Raw genomic sequence first — 17,631 nt, 5'->3', positions numbered from 1 at the left:
GGTTACATTCCGAACCCGGAAGCTAAGCCTTTCAGCGCCGATGGTACTGCAGGGGGGACCCTGTGGGAGAGTAGGACGCCGCCGAACAATCATTGAGCCTCAACCCCCTGACATTGTCCGGGGGTTGAGGCTTTTTTGCGTCCCGGCGTCCCTCCTGAGGCAACCTGGGGCGCCGGTCGCGCCGGTCGCGCCGGCGTACAGGCGTTTTGGAAACGCCTGTACGGATGGGCTATGCTTCATCTCGTTGCCGCGCGGAACACCGCGAAAGCAACAGGCCCCTATAGCTCAGTCGGTAGAGCGTCTCCATGGTAAGGAGAAGGTCAACGGTTCGATTCCGTTTGGGGGCTCGGTAAAGCAAGAAGGCCCCCCGCCCAACCGGCGGGGGGCCTTCTTCGTTGTCAGCTCTTATGGGGCTCGTGCACGCGCATGGCCAGGATCGCCATGTCGTCCGAGGCGGGCTCCGCGGCGAAGCGTTCGACGGCCCGCAGCACCCGGGCCGCCACCGCTCCCGCCGTCAGGCCCGTGCAGGTCCTGAACACATCGGTGAGACCGTCGTCGCCCAGCATGCGCGGGCCCTCGCGGCGCTCGGTGACGCCGTCCGTGACACACAGCAGGACATCGCCGCGGTCAAGGGTGACGACCTGCTCGTAGAGCTCTAGGTCGTCCATCACGCCGAGCAGCGGCTGCGGGTCCGCCGCCGGTTCCACGGAGCCGTCCTGACGCAGGCGCAGCGGTAGCGGGTGGCCGGCACACACCACCTTGAGCACCGCGCTGCCGTCCTCCTGCGGCCACAACTCCCCGTACAGCAGGGTGAGGAATCGGCTGCGGGCGCCCTCGTCGAGGATGGCGGCGTTCAGCCGCTCAAGCACCGCGGGGCCGCCGAAGCCCTCACGGGCCAGCAGACGCAGGGCATGGCGTGCGAGGCCGGTGACGGCCGCCGCTTCCGGGCCCGTACCGCAGACGTCGCCGATGGCGAAGCCGTAGGCGCCGTCCCGGATGGGGAACAGATCGTAGAAGTCGCCACCCACCTCGTTGCCCTCGCCGGCGGCACGGTAGATCACCTCGACCTCGACACCGGGGATCTGCGGCATCTCCGGTGGGAGCAGGCTGCGCTGGAGGGACTGGCTGATCGCCATGCGCTCGGAGTAGAGGCGGGCGTTGTCGAGGGCGAGAGCGGCCCGGCGCGAGAGGTCCTCGGCCAGCTCCAGGATCTCCTGGCGGAAGTGGTCGTCGGACGGCTTGCCGAGCGTCAGCATGCCGATCACGCGGTTCCGCGCGACGAGCGGGAGAACGACCGTCTCCCCACCGACCGCCGCCGCCGTCGCGAGCGTCACGCCGATACCGGAGGAGACCGGCGGGCTCGAACCGAGGCCCAGTTCACGCTTGGAGGCGAGCAGGGCGGCGCGCTGGGCGGCCTCGGCCGGTGCGTTCCACACCCGGGCACCCGGGGTCGGTACAGGGTCCGGCGGATCGATCCTGGACAGAAGCGCCTTGATGCCGTCGATGCGGTCCTCGTCCTCGTGGAGCACATAGCTGAGGTACGGCTCGGAGGACTGGTCGGCGATCGTGTAGACCGCGCACCAGGTGGCGAGGGTGGGGACCGTCATCTGGGCCATCAGGGCCAGGGTCTGGTCGCGGTCCAGCGTGCCCGCGAGCAGATCCGACGCCTCGACGAGGAAGGACAGGGAGCCGCGGCGGAGCCGTTCCAGTTCGCCGAGTCGGGCCGACTCGACGGCCAGCGCGATGCGGTCGGCGGCGAACTGCAGCCGCAGGGCCTCTTCGTTGGAGTAGCGTCCGGCGGATTCGGCGGCCACGCCGAGGGAACCGGTGAGCCGGCCCTCGACCTTGAGCGGGACGGTGACCACCGACCGCATGCCGGTGGAGTTGAGGAGCGGTACGGCGCCGGGGACGGCGGTGAGGTCCTCGTGGACGGCGGGCATTCGGGCCGAGCCGTAGCGGCCGGTGCCGGCCTCGACCGGGACGCGGGCGAACCGCTGGCGGGCCGAGGGGAGTCCGGTGGTCGCGCGTACCTCCAACTCGGTCTCGTCGTCTGTGGCGAGCAGCAGGAAGGCGGCGTCGCCGTCGAGCATGTCGCGGGCCCGTTCGACCGTGCGCTGGAGCAGGCCGTCGAGATCGTCGGGCGCGGGCGAGCCGATGAAGACCTCGAACGGGTCCGTGGCGCGGCTCTCTGCGCCGTGGTCGGAGACGGGCGCGCGCTGCGGGGTCTGCAGAACGGCCCGTTCCTCGTCGCGCACGAGGAGACAGACCGTGGACGGCTCGCCGTTCCTGTCGCGTACCCGGAGGTGGGAGGCGTAGACGGGGACGACGCGGCCGTCCGCCCCGCGGATGCCGTAACTGCCTTCCCAGCGTGAGAGCTGCAGTGCCTCGGCGATGCCTGTGCCGGTGCCGGGCGTGTGCGGCCAGGCGGCGAAGTCGGTGAGCGGTTTGCCCATGACCTGCTCGGCCGGGTAGCCGAAGAGTCGCTCGGCGTCCTCGTTCCATACGACGATCGTGCCGCTGCGGTCGATCTGGATGACGGCCACACGCACCCGCTCGTCGGCGACGGGGAGCATGGCCGTGGGGAGGGCGGGGCCCGCCGAGCGGGTGCCCACCGGGCGCTGTGGGAGGTCCAGTTGGAACCAGACCTGCTTGTGCGTGGGCGTGTACTCGACACCCCAGCGGGACGCGAGTGCCGCGCAGAGCAGCAGTCCGCGTCCGTTCTCCCGGTCGGGGTTGCCGAGCGGGAGACCTGTGGCCTGAATGGGGATCTCGCGCTCGGGGTAGCGGTCGGCGACCTCGATCCGCACACCGTCCTCACTGCGCAGGCACAGGACATCGGCCGAGGTGCCCGCGTGGATGACGGCGTTGGTGACCAGCTCGCTGGTGAGGACCACGGCGTCGTCGACGACGTCCGAGTACCCCCAGCCCTGGAGGGTGTCGCGGACAAAGGCACGGGCGGTCGCTACGGACCGCCCGACGGGGTCGAAGCTGGCGGCCGCCCGCGCGGTGATCACAGAACTCCTTGTACGCGTCTCGACGCCCGGCTCTGCCATGATCGGCTTGCCCCTCCCCGTGCCCGGTGGTCGTGGATTGCAACCGCACCGCCCCCGCCGGGCGGACCGGGGCGGTTGGACAGCCGGACGCCAGGTTACTTACCTTCGCTGTCCGAGCGGATGCCGGTCGAGGCTGTTTCCGCCCTCCGGGTGTGGGGACGCTATGCGAAGCTGCCGAACTGTTATGGCCTGGTTCCGGCATGGTGAAACACTGGGCAGGCTGCTGAGTAGGCCCGGGCAGTACGGTCAACCCCTGCGGGAGGGACACGGTGGAGTCTGGCGTGGCGGCGCGTGGCAAGGATACGCGCGCGAAAGGCGGACGGTCCCGGAGCAATGGGACAACCGATGTCGACACAGCGGCCCTGAACAGGCTGAAGTCGGCGTTGGTGGCGATGCGGGACGGGAACTTCCGGCGCCGCCTGACCGTGTCCGGCGACGGTGTCATGGCCGAGATCGCGGCGGTCTTCAATGAGGTCGCCGACCGCAATCTGCATCTCACGGGCGAGATCGCCCGGGTCCGCCGCATGGTCGGGCGCGAGGGAAAGCTCACGGAGCGGCTGGAGACCGGGGCCTGCGAGGGCTCGTGGGCTACGGCCATCGACGCCTCGAACGAGCTGGTGGACGATCTCGCGCGGCCCGTCTCGGAGGTCGGCCGGGTGCTGTCGGCGGTCGCCGAGGGTGATCTGGACCAGCGCATGGAGCTGCGCTCGCACTCGACGGACGGCCAGGACGGCACGGTGCGGCCGCTGCGGGGCGAGTTCCTGAAGGTCGCGCGTACGGTGAACAGCCTGGTGGACCAGCTGTCCGCGTTCACCGACGAAGTGACCCGGGTCGCGCTGGAGGTCGGTACCGAGGGCAAGCTCGGCGGCCAGGCCCAGGTGCGTGGAATGTCGGGTTCGTGGAAGGACCTCACGGATTCGGTCAACACCATGGCGTACCGGTTGACGGCTCAGGTGCGGGACATCGCCCTCGTCACGACGGCCGTCGCCAAGGGTGATCTGTCGCAGAAGGTGACCGTCCATGTGGCGGGCGAGATGCTGGAACTGAAGAACACCGTCAACACGATGGTGGACCAGCTGCAGTCGTTCTCCTCCGAGGTGACGAGAGTCGCCCGGGAGGTCGGCACGGAAGGCGAGCTGGGCGGCCAGGCGACCGTTCCCGGTGTGGCCGGCGTGTGGAAGGACCTCACCGATTCGGTGAACACGATGGCCGGCAACCTGACCTCCCAGGTGCGGGGCATCGCCGAGGTGACGACGGCCGTCGCGAACGGCGATCTGTCGCAGAAGGTCACAGTGAGCGCACGCGGTGAAGTGGCGCAGCTCGCCGAGACGATCAACCAGATGACCGAGACGCTGCGGACGTTCGCCGACGAGGTCACGCGTGTGGCCAGTGAGGTCGGTGCGGAGGGTCTGCTCGGCGGTCAGGCGCAGGTGCCGGGTGCGGCGGGTACGTGGAAGGACCTCACCGATTCGGTGAACACCGTCTTCCGGAACCTGACCACCCAGGTGAGGGACATCGCGCAGGTGACGACGGCGGTGGCGAACGGTGACCTGTCGCAGAAGGTCACGGTCGATGTCGCGGGCGAGATGCTGGAGCTGAAGAACACCGTGAACACCATGGTGGACCAGTTGCAGTCGTTCGGTTCCGAGGTGACCCGGGTGGCCCGGGAGGTCGGCGTCGAGGGCCGGCTGGGCGGTCAGGCCGAGGTGCCGGGTGCGGCGGGTACGTGGAAGGACCTCACCGATTCGGTGAACACCGCGTTCCGGAACCTCACCGGCCAGGTGAGGGACATCGCGCAGGTGACGACGGCGGTGGCGAACGGTGACCTGTCGCAGAAGGTCACGGTCGATGTCGCGGGCGAGATGCTGGAGCTGAAGAACACCGTCAACACGATGGTGGCGCAGCTGTCCTCGTTCGCCGACCAGGTGACGCGGATGGCGCGGGACGTGGGCACGGAGGGCCGCCTCGGCGGTCAGGCGCGGGTCGACGGCGTCAGCGGTACGTGGAAGGAGCTGACGGACTCCGTCAACTTCATGGCCGGCAACCTGACGTCCCAGGTACGCCAGATCGCCCAGGTGACGACGGCGGTGGCGCGCGGCGATCTGTCGCAGAAGATCGACGTGGACGCGCGCGGCGAGATCCTGGAACTGAAGAACACCATCAACACGATGGTCGACCAGCTCTCCGCGTTCGCCGAGCAGGTGACCCGGGTGGCCCGTGAGGTGGGCACCGACGGGCGGCTGGGCGGCCAGGCGCAGGTGCCGGGCGTCGCCGGTGTGTGGCGCGACCTGACGGACTCGGTGAACGGCATGGCCGAGAACCTCACGGGCCAGGTGCGCAACATCGCGCAGGTCGCCACGGCGGTGGCGCGCGGTGATCTGTCGCAGAAGATCGACGTGGATGCCCGGGGCGAGATCCTGGAGCTGAAGAACACGCTCAACACGATGGTCGACCAGTTGTCGAACTTCGCCGAGCAGGTGACGAGGGTGGCCCGTGAGGTGGGCACCGAGGGCATCCTCGGCGGCCAGGCGGAGGTGCAGGGCGTCTCCGGCACTTGGAAGGACCTCACCCAGTCCGTCAACTTCATGGCGAACAACCTCACCAGTCAGGTGCGGAACATCGCCGAGGTCACGACCGCAGTCGCCAAGGGCGATCTGTCGAAGAAGATCACCGTCGATGCCAAGGGCGAGATCCTGGAGCTGGTGACGACCGTCAACACGATGGTCGACCAGCTGTCGGACTTCGCCGACGAGGTGACCAGGGTCGCCCGCGAGGTGGGTACGGAAGGTGTGCTGGGCGGCCAGGCGCGGGTGCGCGGCGTCACCGGTATCTGGAAGGACCTCAGCGACAACGTCAACCTCATGGCCAACAACCTGACCAACCAGGTGCGCAACATCGCCCGTGTCTCCTCCGCGGTCGCCAACGGCGACCTGACCAAGAATGTGACGGTCGAGGCGCGCGGTGAGGTGGCCGAGCTGGCGGACACGGTCAACACCATGGTGCGGACGCTGTCGTCCTTCGCCGACGAGGTGACCCGCGTGGCCCGCGAGGTGGGCACCGACGGGCGGCTGGGCGGTCAGGCGCATGTGCCGGGCGTCTCGGGCACCTGGAAGGACCTCACCGAGTCGGTGAACTCCATGGCCTCCAACCTCACCGGCCAGGTGCGGCAGATCGCCACGGTCACCACCGCGATCGCGAAGGGCGATCTGACCCGCAAGATCGACATCGACGCCCGGGGCGAGATCCTGGAGCTGAAGACGACGATCAACACGATGGTCGACCAGCTGTCGTCGTTCGCCGAGGAGGTCACGCGCGTGGCCCGCGAGGTGGGCACCGACGGGCAGCTGGGCGGGCAGGCGCGGGTGCGCGATGTGGACGGCACCTGGCGCGATCTGACCGAGTCGGTGAACGAGATGGCCGGGAACCTGACCCGGCAGGTGCGTGCCATCGCGGCCGTCGCGACCGCGGTCACCCGCGGCGATCTGAATCTGAAGATCGACGTGGACGCGGCGGGGGAGATCCAGGTCCTCCAGGACAACATCAACACGATGATCGCGAACCTGCGCGACACAACCCTCGCCAACGAGGAGCAGGACTGGCTGAAGGGCAACCTGGCCCGTATCTCCGGTCTGATGCAGGGCCGGCGCGATCTGGACGACGTCGCTTCGCTGATCATGAGCGAGCTCACCCCGGTGGTCTCGGCGCAGCACGGCGCGTTCTTCCTGGCGATGCCGACCGGCGGTGGACCGGACGTGTCGGGCGGAGGTGAGTCGTACGAGCTGGTCATGCGCGGCAGCTACGGATACTCGGCGGGCCTGATGCCGACGTCGTTCCGGCCGGGGGAGACGCTGATCGGTACGGCGGCGGAGGAGAAGCGGACGATCCAGGTCAATGTGCCGCCGGGTTATCTGAAGATCTCCTCGGGGCTCGGTGAGGCGTCACCGGCGTATGTGATCGTCCTTCCGGTGCTGTTCGAGGGGAAGGTCCTCGGCGTCATCGAGCTGGCGTCGTTCCAGCCGTTCACGCAGATCCAGCGGGACTTCCTGAACCAGATCGCCGAGATGATCGCCACGAGCGTCAACACGATCAGCGTCAACACCAAGACCGAGGTGCTGCTGAAGCAGTCGCAGGAGCTCACCGAGCAGCTGCGTGAGCGCTCCGCCGAGCTGGAGAACAGGCAGAAGGCCCTCCAGGCGTCCAACGCGGAGCTGGAGGAGAAGGCCGAGCTGCTGGCCCAGCAGAACCGCGACATCGAGGTGAAGAACACCGAGATCGAGGAGGCGCGGCAGGTGCTGGAGGAGCGGGCGGAGCAGCTCGCGGTCTCCATGCGCTACAAGTCGGAGTTTCTGGCGAACATGTCGCACGAGCTGCGGACGCCGCTGAACTCGCTGCTGATCCTCGCCAAGTTGCTCGCCGACAACGCCGAGGGGAATCTGTCGCCGAAGCAGGTCGAGTTCGCGGAGACGATCCACGGCGCCGGTTCCGACCTCCTGCAGCTGATCAACGACATCCTCGATCTGTCGAAGGTCGAGGCCGGCAAGATGGACGTCAGTCCGACGCGTATCGCGCTGGTTCAGCTCGTGGACTACGTCGAGGCGACGTTCCGGCCGCTGACGGCGGAGAAGGGGCTCGACTTCTCGGTCCGGGTCTCCCCGGAGCTGCCGGCGACGCTGCACACCGACGAGCAGCGACTGCTGCAGGTGCTGCGCAACCTCCTGTCGAACGCGGTGAAGTTCACCGACAGCGGCGCGGTCGAGCTGGTGATCCGGCCGGCGGGCGCGGATGTGCCGCAGTCCATCAGGGAGCAGCTTCTGGAAGCCGGTTCGCTGCAGGACGCGGACGCGGATCTGATCGCCTTCTCGGTGACGGACACCGGTATCGGGATCGCGGCCGGCAAGATGCGGGTGATCTTCGAGGCGTTCAAGCAGGCGGACGGGACGACCAGCCGGAAGTACGGCGGTACGGGACTGGGGCTGTCGATCAGCCGGGAGATCGCGCGGCTGCTGGGCGGCGAGATCCACGCGGCGAGCGAGCCGGGCCGCGGCTCCACGTTCACCCTGTATCTGCCGCTGTATCCGAGCGAGCTGCCGCCGCACGGGTACCCGCAGCTCGCGCCCGGTACGGGCGACGACCGAAGTGAGGAGCCGGCCGCGGAAGACGGCATGCAGGCGCCGGCCGCGTCCCCTCGGCCCGCCGGAGCCCAGGTGGGGCCCGCGGCGCTGCTGCGCCGGCGCCGCAAGGCCCTGGCGGCGAGGAACGGGCAGCAGACGCTGCCCGGCCGGACGCAGGGCCTGGAGCAGTGGGCCGACGCCAGCGCCGGCCAGGAGGGGACCGAGGAGCGGCGGGTGTTCGCCTTCGACGGCGAGAAAGTGCTGATCGTCGACGACGACATCCGCAATGTCTTCGCGCTGACGAGCGTGCTGGAGCAGCACGGACTGTCGGTGCTGTACGCGGAGAACGGCCGGGAGGGCATCGAAGTCCTGGAGCAGCACGACGATGTGACGGTCGTGCTGATGGACATCATGATGCCGGAGATGGACGGCTATGCGACGACGACGGCGATCCGCAGGATGCCGCAGTTCGCCGGGCTGCCGATCATCGCCCTGACCGCGAAGGCGATGAAGGGGGACAGGGAGAAGGCCATCGAATCCGGCGCTTCGGACTATGTGACCAAGCCGGTCGATCCCGACCATCTCCTCGCCGTGATGGAGCAGTGGATGCACGCGAAGTGAGCGGGCGCCGCCCGCGTCGCGGCCGTTCGCTGATCGATCCCGTCCGAAAGTGTGTGGGGTTGACGTCTATGGGGAACTATCCGGTCTCCCCCCACGTTTTCGGTACGTGCACAGTGACATCACGGTGACAGGGTGTGGCGACGGGCGGGGTGCGGCTACGATGACCGGCACAAGGACGGGCGACGCAAGGGAGTCGTCCCCTGGGGCGGCGCCCGGTGCGTCCTCCGGCTCTGTGAGCCGGAGAGACCCCATGCCGGGGCGAGGAGGACGGGGCATGGTGCAGAAGGCCAAGATCCTCCTGGTCGATGACCGGCCGGAGAATCTGCTCGCGTTGGAGGCCATCCTCTCCGCGCTCGATCAGACACTGGTGCGGGCATCGTCAGGGGAGGAAGCGCTCAAGGCGCTGCTGACAGACGATTTCGCGGTCATTCTGCTGGATGTCCAGATGCCGGGCATGGACGGGTTCGAGACCGCCGCGCACATCAAGCGGCGTGAGCGGACCCGCGACATCCCGATCATCTTCCTGACCGCGATCAACCACGGCCCCCACCACACCTTCCGGGGTTACGCGGCTGGGGCCGTCGACTACATCTCCAAGCCGTTCGACCCCTGGGTGCTGCGCGCCAAGGTGTCGGTGTTCGTCGAGCTCTACATGAAGAACTGCCAACTGCGTGAGCAGGCGGCTCTGCTGCGCCTCCAGCTGGAGGGCACCGGCCAGGGCGACGTGGGTGGCAGCCGTGAGCCCGCCGGCCTGCTGGCGGAACTGTCCGCGAGGCTCGCGGCAGTTGAGGAGCAGGCCGAAGCACTCTCCAAGCAGCTCGACGACGACTCCGCCGACGCGGCGGCGGTGGCGACCGCGGCCCATCTCGAGCGTAAACTCACCGGCCTTCGCCGTGCCCTCGATGCCCTGGAGCCCGGCACCGGCGGGGGCGCCCCGACGCTGCCCTCCCAGAGCTGAGCCGCCGGCGGTTCGGCGGGGCCGTCAGCACCCTGAAGAGGCGTCAGTTCCCTGCCCCCTCAGGCACGACACGAACGGGTGATGCAGTGGGCACACGTGTCCGCTGCCGTCGTCACCGGTAACCTCAGCACCATGGCCTCACGTACGTCCGGCAAGGGTTCCCAGGGCACGGCGGGCACCGCGAAGCCGCGCGCCGGCCGTACGACCGGCGCAGCGAAGAAGGCGGAGCCCGCCAAGAAGACCGCCGCGAAGAAGTCCGCACCCACGAAGAAGGCGCCCGCGAAGAAGGCCGCGGCCGGGAAGACGCCCGCGCCGAAGCCGGCGCCGTCCCCCACTGGGGGCGTGTACCGGCTCGCGCGAGCCCTCTGGCTCGGTCTGGCGCACACGGTGGGCGCGATGTTCCGCGGGATAGGGCGCGGCGCCAAGGGACTTGACCCGGCGCACCGCAAGGACGGCCTCGCACTGCTGTTGCTGGGCCTCGCGCTCGTCGTCGCGGCCGGTACCTGGTCGAACCTGCGCGGGCCCGTCGGCGATCTCGTCGAGATGCTGGTGACCGGCGCCTTCGGACGCCTCGACCTGCTCGCACCGCTGCTGCTCGGCGCGATCGCCGTGCGCCTGATCCTGTTCCCCGAGAAGCCCGAGGCCAATGGCCGGATCGTGATCGGCCTGTCCGCTCTCGTCATCGGTGTACTCGGCCAGGTCCACATCGCCTGCGGCTCGCCAGGCCGCGGCGAAGGCACCGAGGCCGTACAGGATGCCGGCGGCCTGATCGGCTGGGTGGCGTCCAAGCCGCTGATCTTCATGATGGGCGAGGTGCTCGCGGTCCCCCTGCTGGTGCTGCTCACCGTCTTCGGCCTGCTCGTCGTCACCGCGACCCCCGTCAACGCCATCCCGCAGCGGATGCGCCTGCTCGGCTCGAAGCTCGGCCTCGTCGACGCCGAGCGCGAGAGCGGCATCGACGGCACCGAGGAAGACGAGCGCTACGACGAACAGTGGCGGGAGTCCCTGCCCGGCCGTCCCCGCCGTTCCTCTCCGCGCCGCCGTGACGAGCCCGCCGACGCCTACAGCCCGGACCTGCCCGAGCAGGAGGCGCTCGAACGGCGCAAGCGCCCGCGTCGCCCCTCCGTGCAGCCCGCCATGGGGCGCGAGCTGGACGCCGTGGACGTCGCCGCCGCGGCGGCGGCCGCGCTCGACGGGGCCGTACTGAACGGCATGCCGCCCTCGCCGCTCGTCGCCGACCTCACGCGCGACGTCACCGCGGACCGGCAGCGGGTCGCCTCGCCGGTGCCGACAGCGCGCGAGCCGGAGGGCACCGGGCCGAAGCCGCAGGACGTCCGGCGGATGCCGCAGGAGCCGGCGGCCAAGGGTTCCGTACCGGACCTGACCAAGCCGGCGCCCGACGAGTCCCAGCCCCTGCCGCCGCGCGCCGAGCAGCTGCAGCTGTCGGGCGACATCACCTACGCACTGCCCTCGCTGGACCTCCTGGAGCGCGGCGGCCCGGGAAAGACGCGCAGCGCCGCCAACGACGCGGTCGTCGCCTCGCTGACCAACGTCTTCATGGAGTTCAAGGTCGACGCGGCCGTCACCGGCTTCACCCGCGGCCCGACGGTCACCCGCTACGAGGTGGAGCTCGGCCCAGCTGTGAAGGTCGAGCGCATCACGGCCCTGACCAAGAACATCGCGTACGCGGTCGCGAGCCCCGATGTGCGGATCATCTCGCCGATCCCCGGCAAGTCCGCGGTCGGCATCGAGATTCCCAACACCGACCGGGAAATGGTCAACCTCGGAGACGTGCTGCGCCTCGCGGACGCCGCCGAGGACGACCACCCCATGCTCGTCGCGCTCGGCAAAGACGTCGAGGGCGGCTATGTGATGGCCAACCTGGCCAAGATGCCGCACGTCCTGGTCGCCGGTGCCACGGGCTCCGGCAAGTCCTCGTGCATCAACTGCCTGATCACGTCGGTGATGATAAGAGCGACACCGGAGGACGTCCGGATGGTGCTCGTCGACCCCAAGCGAGTCGAGCTGACCGCGTACGAGGGCATCCCGCATCTGATCACGCCGATCATCACCAACCCCAAGCGGGCCGCCGAGGCCCTGCAGTGGGTGGTACGCGAGATGGACCTGCGCTACGACGACCTCGCGGCCTTCGGCTACCGCCACATCGACGACTTCAACCAGGCCGTGCGCAACGGCAAGGTCAAGCCGCCCGAGGGCAGTGAGCGCGAGCTCCAGCCGTACCCGTACCTGCTGGTCATCGTCGACGAGCTCGCCGACCTGATGATGGTCGCCCCGCGTGACGTGGAGGACGCCATCGTGCGCATCACCCAGCTGGCGCGCGCGGCGGGTATCCATCTGGTACTGGCGACCCAGCGCCCCTCGGTCGACGTCGTCACCGGTCTGATCAAGGCGAACGTGCCCTCCCGGCTCGCTTTCGCGACCTCGTCGCTCGCAGACAGCCGGGTCATCCTCGACCAGCCGGGAGCGGAGAAGCTGATCGGCAAGGGCGACGGGCTGTTCCTGCCGATGGGGGCCAACAAGCCGACCCGTATGCAGGGTGCCTTCGTCACCGAGGCAGAGGTCGCCGCGGTCGTCCAGCACTGCAAGGATCAAATGGCCCCGGTCTTCCGCGACGACGTCGTGGTCGGCAGCAAACAGAAGAAGGAGATCGACGAGGACATCGGCGACGACCTCGACCTGCTGTGCCAGGCCGCCGAGCTGGTCGTCTCCACCCAGTTCGGCTCGACGTCCATGCTGCAGCGCAAGCTGCGCGTGGGCTTCGCGAAGGCCGGCCGGCTGATGGACCTGATGGAGTCGCGGAACATCGTCGGCCCGAGCGAAGGGTCCAAAGCGCGTGACGTTCTCGTGAAACCGGATGAATTGGATGGAGTGCTCGCCGTGATCCGGGGAGAGACTCACTCGTAAGGGTTTCGGGAGCAACCGTTTCCCTTGGTCGTACGTCAAGTTGGAGGGAGGGGCAGCAAGGTGTTCCGCCCTGGGAAAGGGCGGCCATTCCTATGGCGTACAAAGTCTCGCGCCCGGTTGCCCCACCCTTTCGTACCACCCATAGACTGAACCTCCAGCAGGTGGCTACACGCTCGAAAGGCGCCCCCGTGTCCATCGGCAACTCCCCCGAAGACAACCGGCCTTCAGTCGAAGAAGACGACCGGCCGTCGATCGGTCACGCCCTGCAGCAGGCGCGTGTCGGCGCCGGTCTGACCGTCGACGAGGTCAGCTCCTCCACCCGGGTGCGCATCCCTATCGTGCACGGGATCGAGGAGGACGACTTCTCCCGCTGCGGCGGCGACGTGTACGCGCGCGGCCATATCCGCACGCTCGCACGCGCCGTCGGGCTCGACCCCGAACCCCTGATCGAGCGGTACGACGCCGAGCACGGCGGACGCCCGTCGCCGACGCTCGCCGCACCGCTGTTCGAAGCCGAACGCATCCGCCCCGAACGACGCCGGCCCAACTGGACGGCGGCCATGGTCGCCGCCATCGTCGTCGTGGTCGGCTTCGCCGGCTTCACGCTCTTCAGCGACGGCAGGGACACCCAGGTCGCCGAGGCCCCCGCACCCGCCGAGTCCACCCCGGAGAAGCCCGGGGTGACCAAGCCCGCCGACCCCAAGCCCGACCCCTCGGACAGCGCCATCGCGGCGGTGCCCAAGGACAAGGTCACGGTCAAGCTGTCGGCCACCCATGACAAGAGCTGGATCTCCGCCAAGTCGCACAACGGCAAGCTGCTCTTCGACGGCACCCTGCTCAAGGGCGAGTCCAAGACCTTCCAGGACGACGAGCGCGTCGATCTCATCCTCGGCAACGCGGGGGCGATCGAGCTGTTCGTCAACGGCAAGAAGGTCGACGGCGACTTCGAGATGGGCGGCGTCGAGCGGCTGTCCTACACCAAGGGCGACCCCGCGGCCGGCTGACCGGGCGCGGGGCCGCCCCCCGGCGAGGGGCGGCCCACGAGCGCAAGGCGAGCGGGCGACGGACGGGAGAACCCTCGCGGCAGGGAGGCGGGCCGGGACAAAGTAGTCTTGAGTCCATGCCCGAACGCCGTACCGTCGCCCTTGTCACTCTCGGCTGCGCCCGTAACGAGGTGGACTCGGAGGAGCTCGCAGGCCGCTTGGCAGCGGACGGCTGGGAGCTCGTCGAGGAAGCCTCCGACGCGGATGTCGCCGTCGTCAACACCTGCGGATTCGTCGAAGCCGCCAAGAAGGACTCCGTCGACGCCCTGCTGGAGGCCAACGATCTCAAGGACCACGGGCGTACCCAGGCGGTCGTCGCCGTCGGCTGCATGGCCGAGCGGTACGGCAAGGAGCTCGCCGAGGCGCTGCCCGAGGCGGACGGCGTGCTCGGCTTCGACGACTACGCCGACATCTCCGACCGGCTCCAGACCATCCTCAACGGCGGGATCCACGCCTCGCACACCCCGCGCGACCGGCGCAAGCTGCTGCCGCTGAGCCCGGTCGAGCGCCAGCAGGCCACCGAGGTGGCCCTGCCCGGCCACGGCGACATCGCGACGGCGCCGCAGGACCTCCCGGAAGGTGTCGCGCCGGTGTCCGGCCCCCGCGCGCCGCTGCGCCGCCGCCTCGGCACCAGCCCCGTCGCCTCGGTGAAGCTGGCCTCCGGCTGCGACCGGCGGTGCACCTTCTGCGCCATCCCTTCGTTCCGTGGTTCCTTCATCTCGCGCCGCCCGAGCGATGTGCTCGGCGAGACGCGCTGGCTGGCCGAGCAGGGCGTCAAGGAGATCATGCTGGTCTCCGAGAACAACACCTCGTACGGCAAGGACCTCGGCGACATCCGCCTCCTCGAGACGCTCCTGCCCGAGCTGGCCGCCGTCGACGGCATCGAGCGCGTCCGCGTGAGCTACCTGCAGCCCGCAGAGATGCGCCCCGGCCTGATCGACGTGCTCACCTCCACGCCCGGGATCGCCCCCTACTTCGACCTGTCCTTCCAGCACTCCGCCCCGGGCGTACTCCGCGCGATGCGCCGCTTCGGCGACACCGAGCGCTTCTGGGAGCTCCTGGAGACCATCCGGGGCAAGGCTCCGCAGGCAGGTGTACGGTCCAACTTCATCGTCGGCTTCCCCGGTGAGAGCGAGGCCGACTTCGCCGAGCTGGAGCGCTTCCTCGGCGCGGCCCGCCTCGATGCCATCGGCGTCTTCGGCTACAGCGACGAGGAGGGCACCGAGGCCGTCTCCTACGACAACAAGCTCGACGCCGATGTCATCGCCGAGCGCCTCGCGCACCTGTCGAGACTCGCCGAGGAGCTCACGGCGCAGCGCGCCGAGGAGCGCATGGGTGAGACCCTCGAGGTACTGGTCGAATCCGTGGACGACGAGGACGGGGCCGTGGGCCGCGCCGCGCACCAGGCGCCGGAGACCGACGGCCAGGTGCTCTTCACCTCCCCCGAGGGCCTGGTGCCCGGCCGCATGGTCGAGGCGAAGGTCGTGGGTACGGAGGGCGTCGACCTCGTCGTCCAGTGCCTTGGCGAGGAGGCGGGCAGATGACCGGAGTGCCGGCATCCGCGGCGGGCGGTTCCGGGAGGCCGGCGCCCGGCGGCAAGCTGGGCGCTGCGGCCGTCGATCAGGCCAGCCTCTGGAACATCGCGAACATCCTGACCATGGTGCGCCTGCTGCTGGTGCCGGGCTTCGTGGTGCTGATGCTCCAGGACGGCGGCTACGACCCGGCCTGGCGGGCCTGGGCCTGGGCGGCGTTCGCCGTTGCCATGATCACGGACATCTTCGACGGGCATCTGGCGCGCACGTACAACCTGGTCACCGACTTCGGGAAGATCGCCGACCCCATCGCCGACAAGGCGATCATGGCGGCGGGGCTGATCTGCCTGTCGGCTCTCGGTGACCTGCCGTGGTGGGTGACCGGCGTGATTCTCTTCCGCGAGCTGGGGATCACGCTCATGCGGTTCTGGGTGATCCGGCACGGGGTGATTCCGGCCAGTCGCGGCGGCAAGATGAAGACACTGGCGCAGGGCACGGCGGTCGGGATGTACGTCCTGGCGCTGACCGGACCGCTGGCGACCATGCGCTTCTGGGTGATGGCGCTCGCGGTCGTGCTGACGGTGGTCACCGGGCTGGACTATGTGCGACAGGCGATCGTCCTGAGGCGCAAGGGGATCGCCGAGGAGCGGGCCGCCCGCGCGGCGGCGTCCGAGGCCGAGGGCACGGAACGGTGAACACGGCGGCTCGCGTGCTGGCGCTGCTTGCGCAGCGTGGCGAGACGCTTGCCGTCGCCGAGTCCCTCACCGGCGGTCTGGTGGCCGCGCAGCTGACGGAGGTCCCAGGGGCGTCTCAGTCCTTCCGTGGGTCCGTGACGGCCTATGCGACCGCCCTGAAGACGGATCTGCTGGGGGTCGACGGTGCTCTCCTGGCGGCCCGCGGCGCGGTCGACGGCGAGGTCGCGGCGCAGATGGCGGCGGGTGTACGGGGCCGGCTGGGTGCCGTGTGGGGCATTGCCACCACCGGCGTCGCGGGGCCCGAGCCGCAGGACGGGCAGCCGGTCGGCACGGTCTATGTTGCTGTTTCGGGACCTTCCGGCGCCGGGAAAGTGGCCGCTTTGCGGTTGAACGGCCCCCGGGAGGAAATCCGTAGAGAGACTGTACGCAGAGTGCTCGACCTGCTCTCTGACGAACTTCACGGAAATGCGCGGACACAGGATACGGAACAGAACGGGGGGACTTGATGTTTGCAGCCCTGAGTGAACACGACATCGCTCCCCGCACGGCCGCCGTGCAAGGCGGTACGGTGGGGCGTGAAGGATGCGGCTACGCGGTCCGAGGAGGGAGCCACCGATGATTCTGCTCCGTCGCCTGCTTGGTGACGTGCTGCGTCGGCAGCGCCAACGCCAGGGCCGTACTCTGCGCGAAGTCTCCTCGTCCGCCCGAGTCTCACTCGGCTATCTCTCCGAGGTGGAGCGGGGGCAGAAGGAGGCATCCTCCGAGCTGCTCTCCGCCATCTGCGACGCGCTTGACGTACGGATGTCCGAGCTCATGCGTGAGGTGAGCGACGAGCTGTCTCTGGCCGAACTGGCCGAGTCGGCAGCCGCCACCGAACCGGTGCCCGCGCCGGTACGCCCGATGCTCAATTCCGTCTCCGTGACGTCGGTGGCAGGTGTGCCGACGGAGCGGGTGACGATCAAGGCGCCCACGGAAGCGGTCGACGTCGTCGCCGCCTGATCCGTAAGGCACTGCACGGCTGGGTTTGAGGCAGGTCCCGAGTGGTACGCGAGTACCAGTCGGGGCCTTCTTCTTGCTCCCGAATGACCCTTTTGTGTAGTTGTGCGATTGTGGACCGTAGTCGGCATCCCTAGGGAGGACGCGCATGTCTGTCGTGAAGAGCCCTCTGTCCGAGGCGGACCTCAAGACGGTGGGTGACGCGCTGAGGGGCGCACTCGTCGACCTGATCGATCTCGCCCTGGTGGCCAAGCAGGTCCACTGGAACGTGGTCGGGCCGCGGTTCAGGTCCGTCCACCTCCAGCTCGACGAGGTCGTTGCGACCGCGCGCCAGCACTCCGACACAGTGGCCGAGCGCTCGTCGGCGATCGGTGTGTCGCCGGACGGGCGGGCCGCCACGGTGGCCGCGCAGAGCGCGATCGGATCCGTGCCGGACGGCTGGATCAAGGACGTGGACGTGGTGCGGACGCTGGTCGACGCACTGGGCGCGGTCATCGTCCGGATGCGGGAACGCATCGATGCGACGGAGAAGCCGGACCCCGTGACCCAGGACATTCTGATCGGGGTGACGGCCGACCTCGAGAAGCACGCGTGGATGTTCCAGGCGGAGTCCGCCTGACCGGCGGTCGTGCGCGAGCAGTTCGCGGTGCCGGGCGACGGACGCTTGAAGAGGGCGGCGTTTCGCGAGGGGGCCCTG

At 69.2% G+C, this 17,631-nt stretch carries 10 protein-coding genes, 1 tRNA gene and 1 rRNA gene; 11 read left to right on the top strand and 1 reads right to left on the bottom strand.

Translation table 11 applies throughout. From position 1 onward, the window contains the following. Nucleotides 1-87: ribosomal RNA gene (gene rrf / locus ACH5AF_RS29625) — 5S ribosomal RNA — on the top strand; the annotation flags it as partial. A gap of 187 nt (nt 88-274) precedes the next feature. Next, nucleotides 275-347, top strand: a tRNA-Thr gene (locus ACH5AF_RS29620). A 51-nt stretch (nt 348-398) separates the two neighbouring features. On the opposite strand, the gene ACH5AF_RS29615 is transcribed toward ACH5AF_RS29620, so the two are convergent. Further along, the gene (locus ACH5AF_RS29615; protein WP_398905807.1) at nt 399-3,053 is read right to left on the bottom strand and encodes a SpoIIE family protein phosphatase; all 2,655 of its coding nucleotides are present in this window, start codon (nt 3,051-3,053) and stop codon (nt 399-401) included. Between the two features lie 269 nt (nt 3,054-3,322). Here ACH5AF_RS29615 and ACH5AF_RS29610 point away from each other — a divergent pair, with 269 nt between their 5' ends. The 9 genes from ACH5AF_RS29610 (at nt 3,323) to ACH5AF_RS29570 (ending at nt 17,553) form a co-directional block, all read left to right on the top strand. Beyond that, complete coding sequence (locus tag ACH5AF_RS29610; protein WP_398905805.1) at nt 3,323-8,785, top strand: HAMP domain-containing protein; 5,463 nt, start codon at nt 3,323-3,325, stop codon at nt 8,783-8,785. 274 nt (nt 8,786-9,059) lie between these two features. Beyond that, entirely contained in the window at nt 9,060-9,743 is a 684-nt protein-coding gene (locus ACH5AF_RS29605) for a two-component system response regulator (protein WP_398905803.1), read from the top strand. Between the two features lie 132 nt (nt 9,744-9,875). After that, nucleotides 9,876-12,668, top strand: a complete 2,793-nt coding sequence (locus tag ACH5AF_RS29600) for a DNA translocase FtsK (protein ID WP_398905802.1) — start codon at nt 9,876-9,878, stop codon at nt 12,666-12,668. Between the two features lie 188 nt (nt 12,669-12,856). After that, nucleotides 12,857-13,672 carry a helix-turn-helix domain-containing protein gene (locus tag ACH5AF_RS29595; protein WP_398905800.1) on the top strand — a complete coding sequence of 272 codons (816 nt, stop codon included), beginning with the start codon at nt 12,857-12,859 and terminating at the stop codon, nt 13,670-13,672. Nucleotides 13,673-13,788: 116 nt separating this feature from the next. Next, on the top strand, nt 13,789-15,255 hold the full coding sequence (gene rimO, locus ACH5AF_RS29590; RefSeq protein WP_398905798.1) for a 30S ribosomal protein S12 methylthiotransferase RimO: 1,467 nt from the start codon (nt 13,789-13,791) through the stop codon (nt 15,253-15,255). Further along, the gene (gene pgsA, locus ACH5AF_RS29585; protein WP_398905797.1) at nt 15,252-15,938 is read left to right on the top strand and encodes a CDP-diacylglycerol--glycerol-3-phosphate 3-phosphatidyltransferase; all 687 of its coding nucleotides are present in this window, start codon (nt 15,252-15,254) and stop codon (nt 15,936-15,938) included. Before rimO ends, pgsA begins: the two co-directional genes overlap by 4 nt. After that, complete coding sequence (locus ACH5AF_RS29580; protein ID WP_398905795.1) at nt 15,935-16,444, top strand: CinA family protein; 510 nt, start codon at nt 15,935-15,937, stop codon at nt 16,442-16,444. Before pgsA ends, ACH5AF_RS29580 begins: the two co-directional genes overlap by 4 nt. 109 nt (nt 16,445-16,553) lie before the next feature. After that, nucleotides 16,554-16,937 (top strand): helix-turn-helix domain-containing protein, encoded by a 384-nt coding sequence (locus tag ACH5AF_RS29575; RefSeq protein WP_177151709.1) that lies wholly within the window; start codon nt 16,554-16,556, stop codon nt 16,935-16,937. 145 nt (nt 16,938-17,082) lie between these two features. After that, nucleotides 17,083-17,553 (top strand): Dps family protein, encoded by a 471-nt coding sequence (locus tag ACH5AF_RS29570; RefSeq protein WP_398905794.1) that lies wholly within the window; start codon nt 17,083-17,085, stop codon nt 17,551-17,553. Nucleotides 17,554-17,631: the final 78 nt, after the last annotated feature.

Source organism: Streptomyces sp. NPDC018833, from assembly GCF_044390825.1.
In the GTDB taxonomy this organism is placed as follows: domain Bacteria; phylum Actinomycetota; class Actinomycetes; order Streptomycetales; family Streptomycetaceae; genus Streptomyces.
This window is presented reverse-complemented; position numbering and strand designations above follow the sequence as displayed.

Bases quoted from the DNA above. Each gene is read 5' to 3' on its own strand.
- ACH5AF_RS29570 (WP_398905794.1), top strand. From the start codon at position 17,083: ATGTCTGTCGTGAAGAGCCCTCTGTCCGAGGCGGACCTCAAGACGGTG.
- ACH5AF_RS29600 (WP_398905802.1), top strand. From the start codon at position 9,876: ATGGCCTCACGTACGTCCGGCAAGGGTTCCCAGGGCACGGCGGGCACC.
- rimO (WP_398905798.1), top strand. From the start codon at position 13,789: ATGCCCGAACGCCGTACCGTCGCCCTTGTCACTCTCGGCTGCGCCCGT.
- ACH5AF_RS29605 (WP_398905803.1), top strand. From the start codon at position 9,060: ATGGTGCAGAAGGCCAAGATCCTCCTGGTCGATGACCGGCCGGAGAAT.
- pgsA (WP_398905797.1), top strand. From the start codon at position 15,252: ATGACCGGAGTGCCGGCATCCGCGGCGGGCGGTTCCGGGAGGCCGGCG.
- ACH5AF_RS29575 (WP_177151709.1), top strand. From the start codon at position 16,554: ATGATTCTGCTCCGTCGCCTGCTTGGTGACGTGCTGCGTCGGCAGCGC.
- ACH5AF_RS29615 (WP_398905807.1), bottom strand. From the start codon at position 3,053: ATGGCAGAGCCGGGCGTCGAGACGCGTACAAGGAGTTCTGTGATCACC.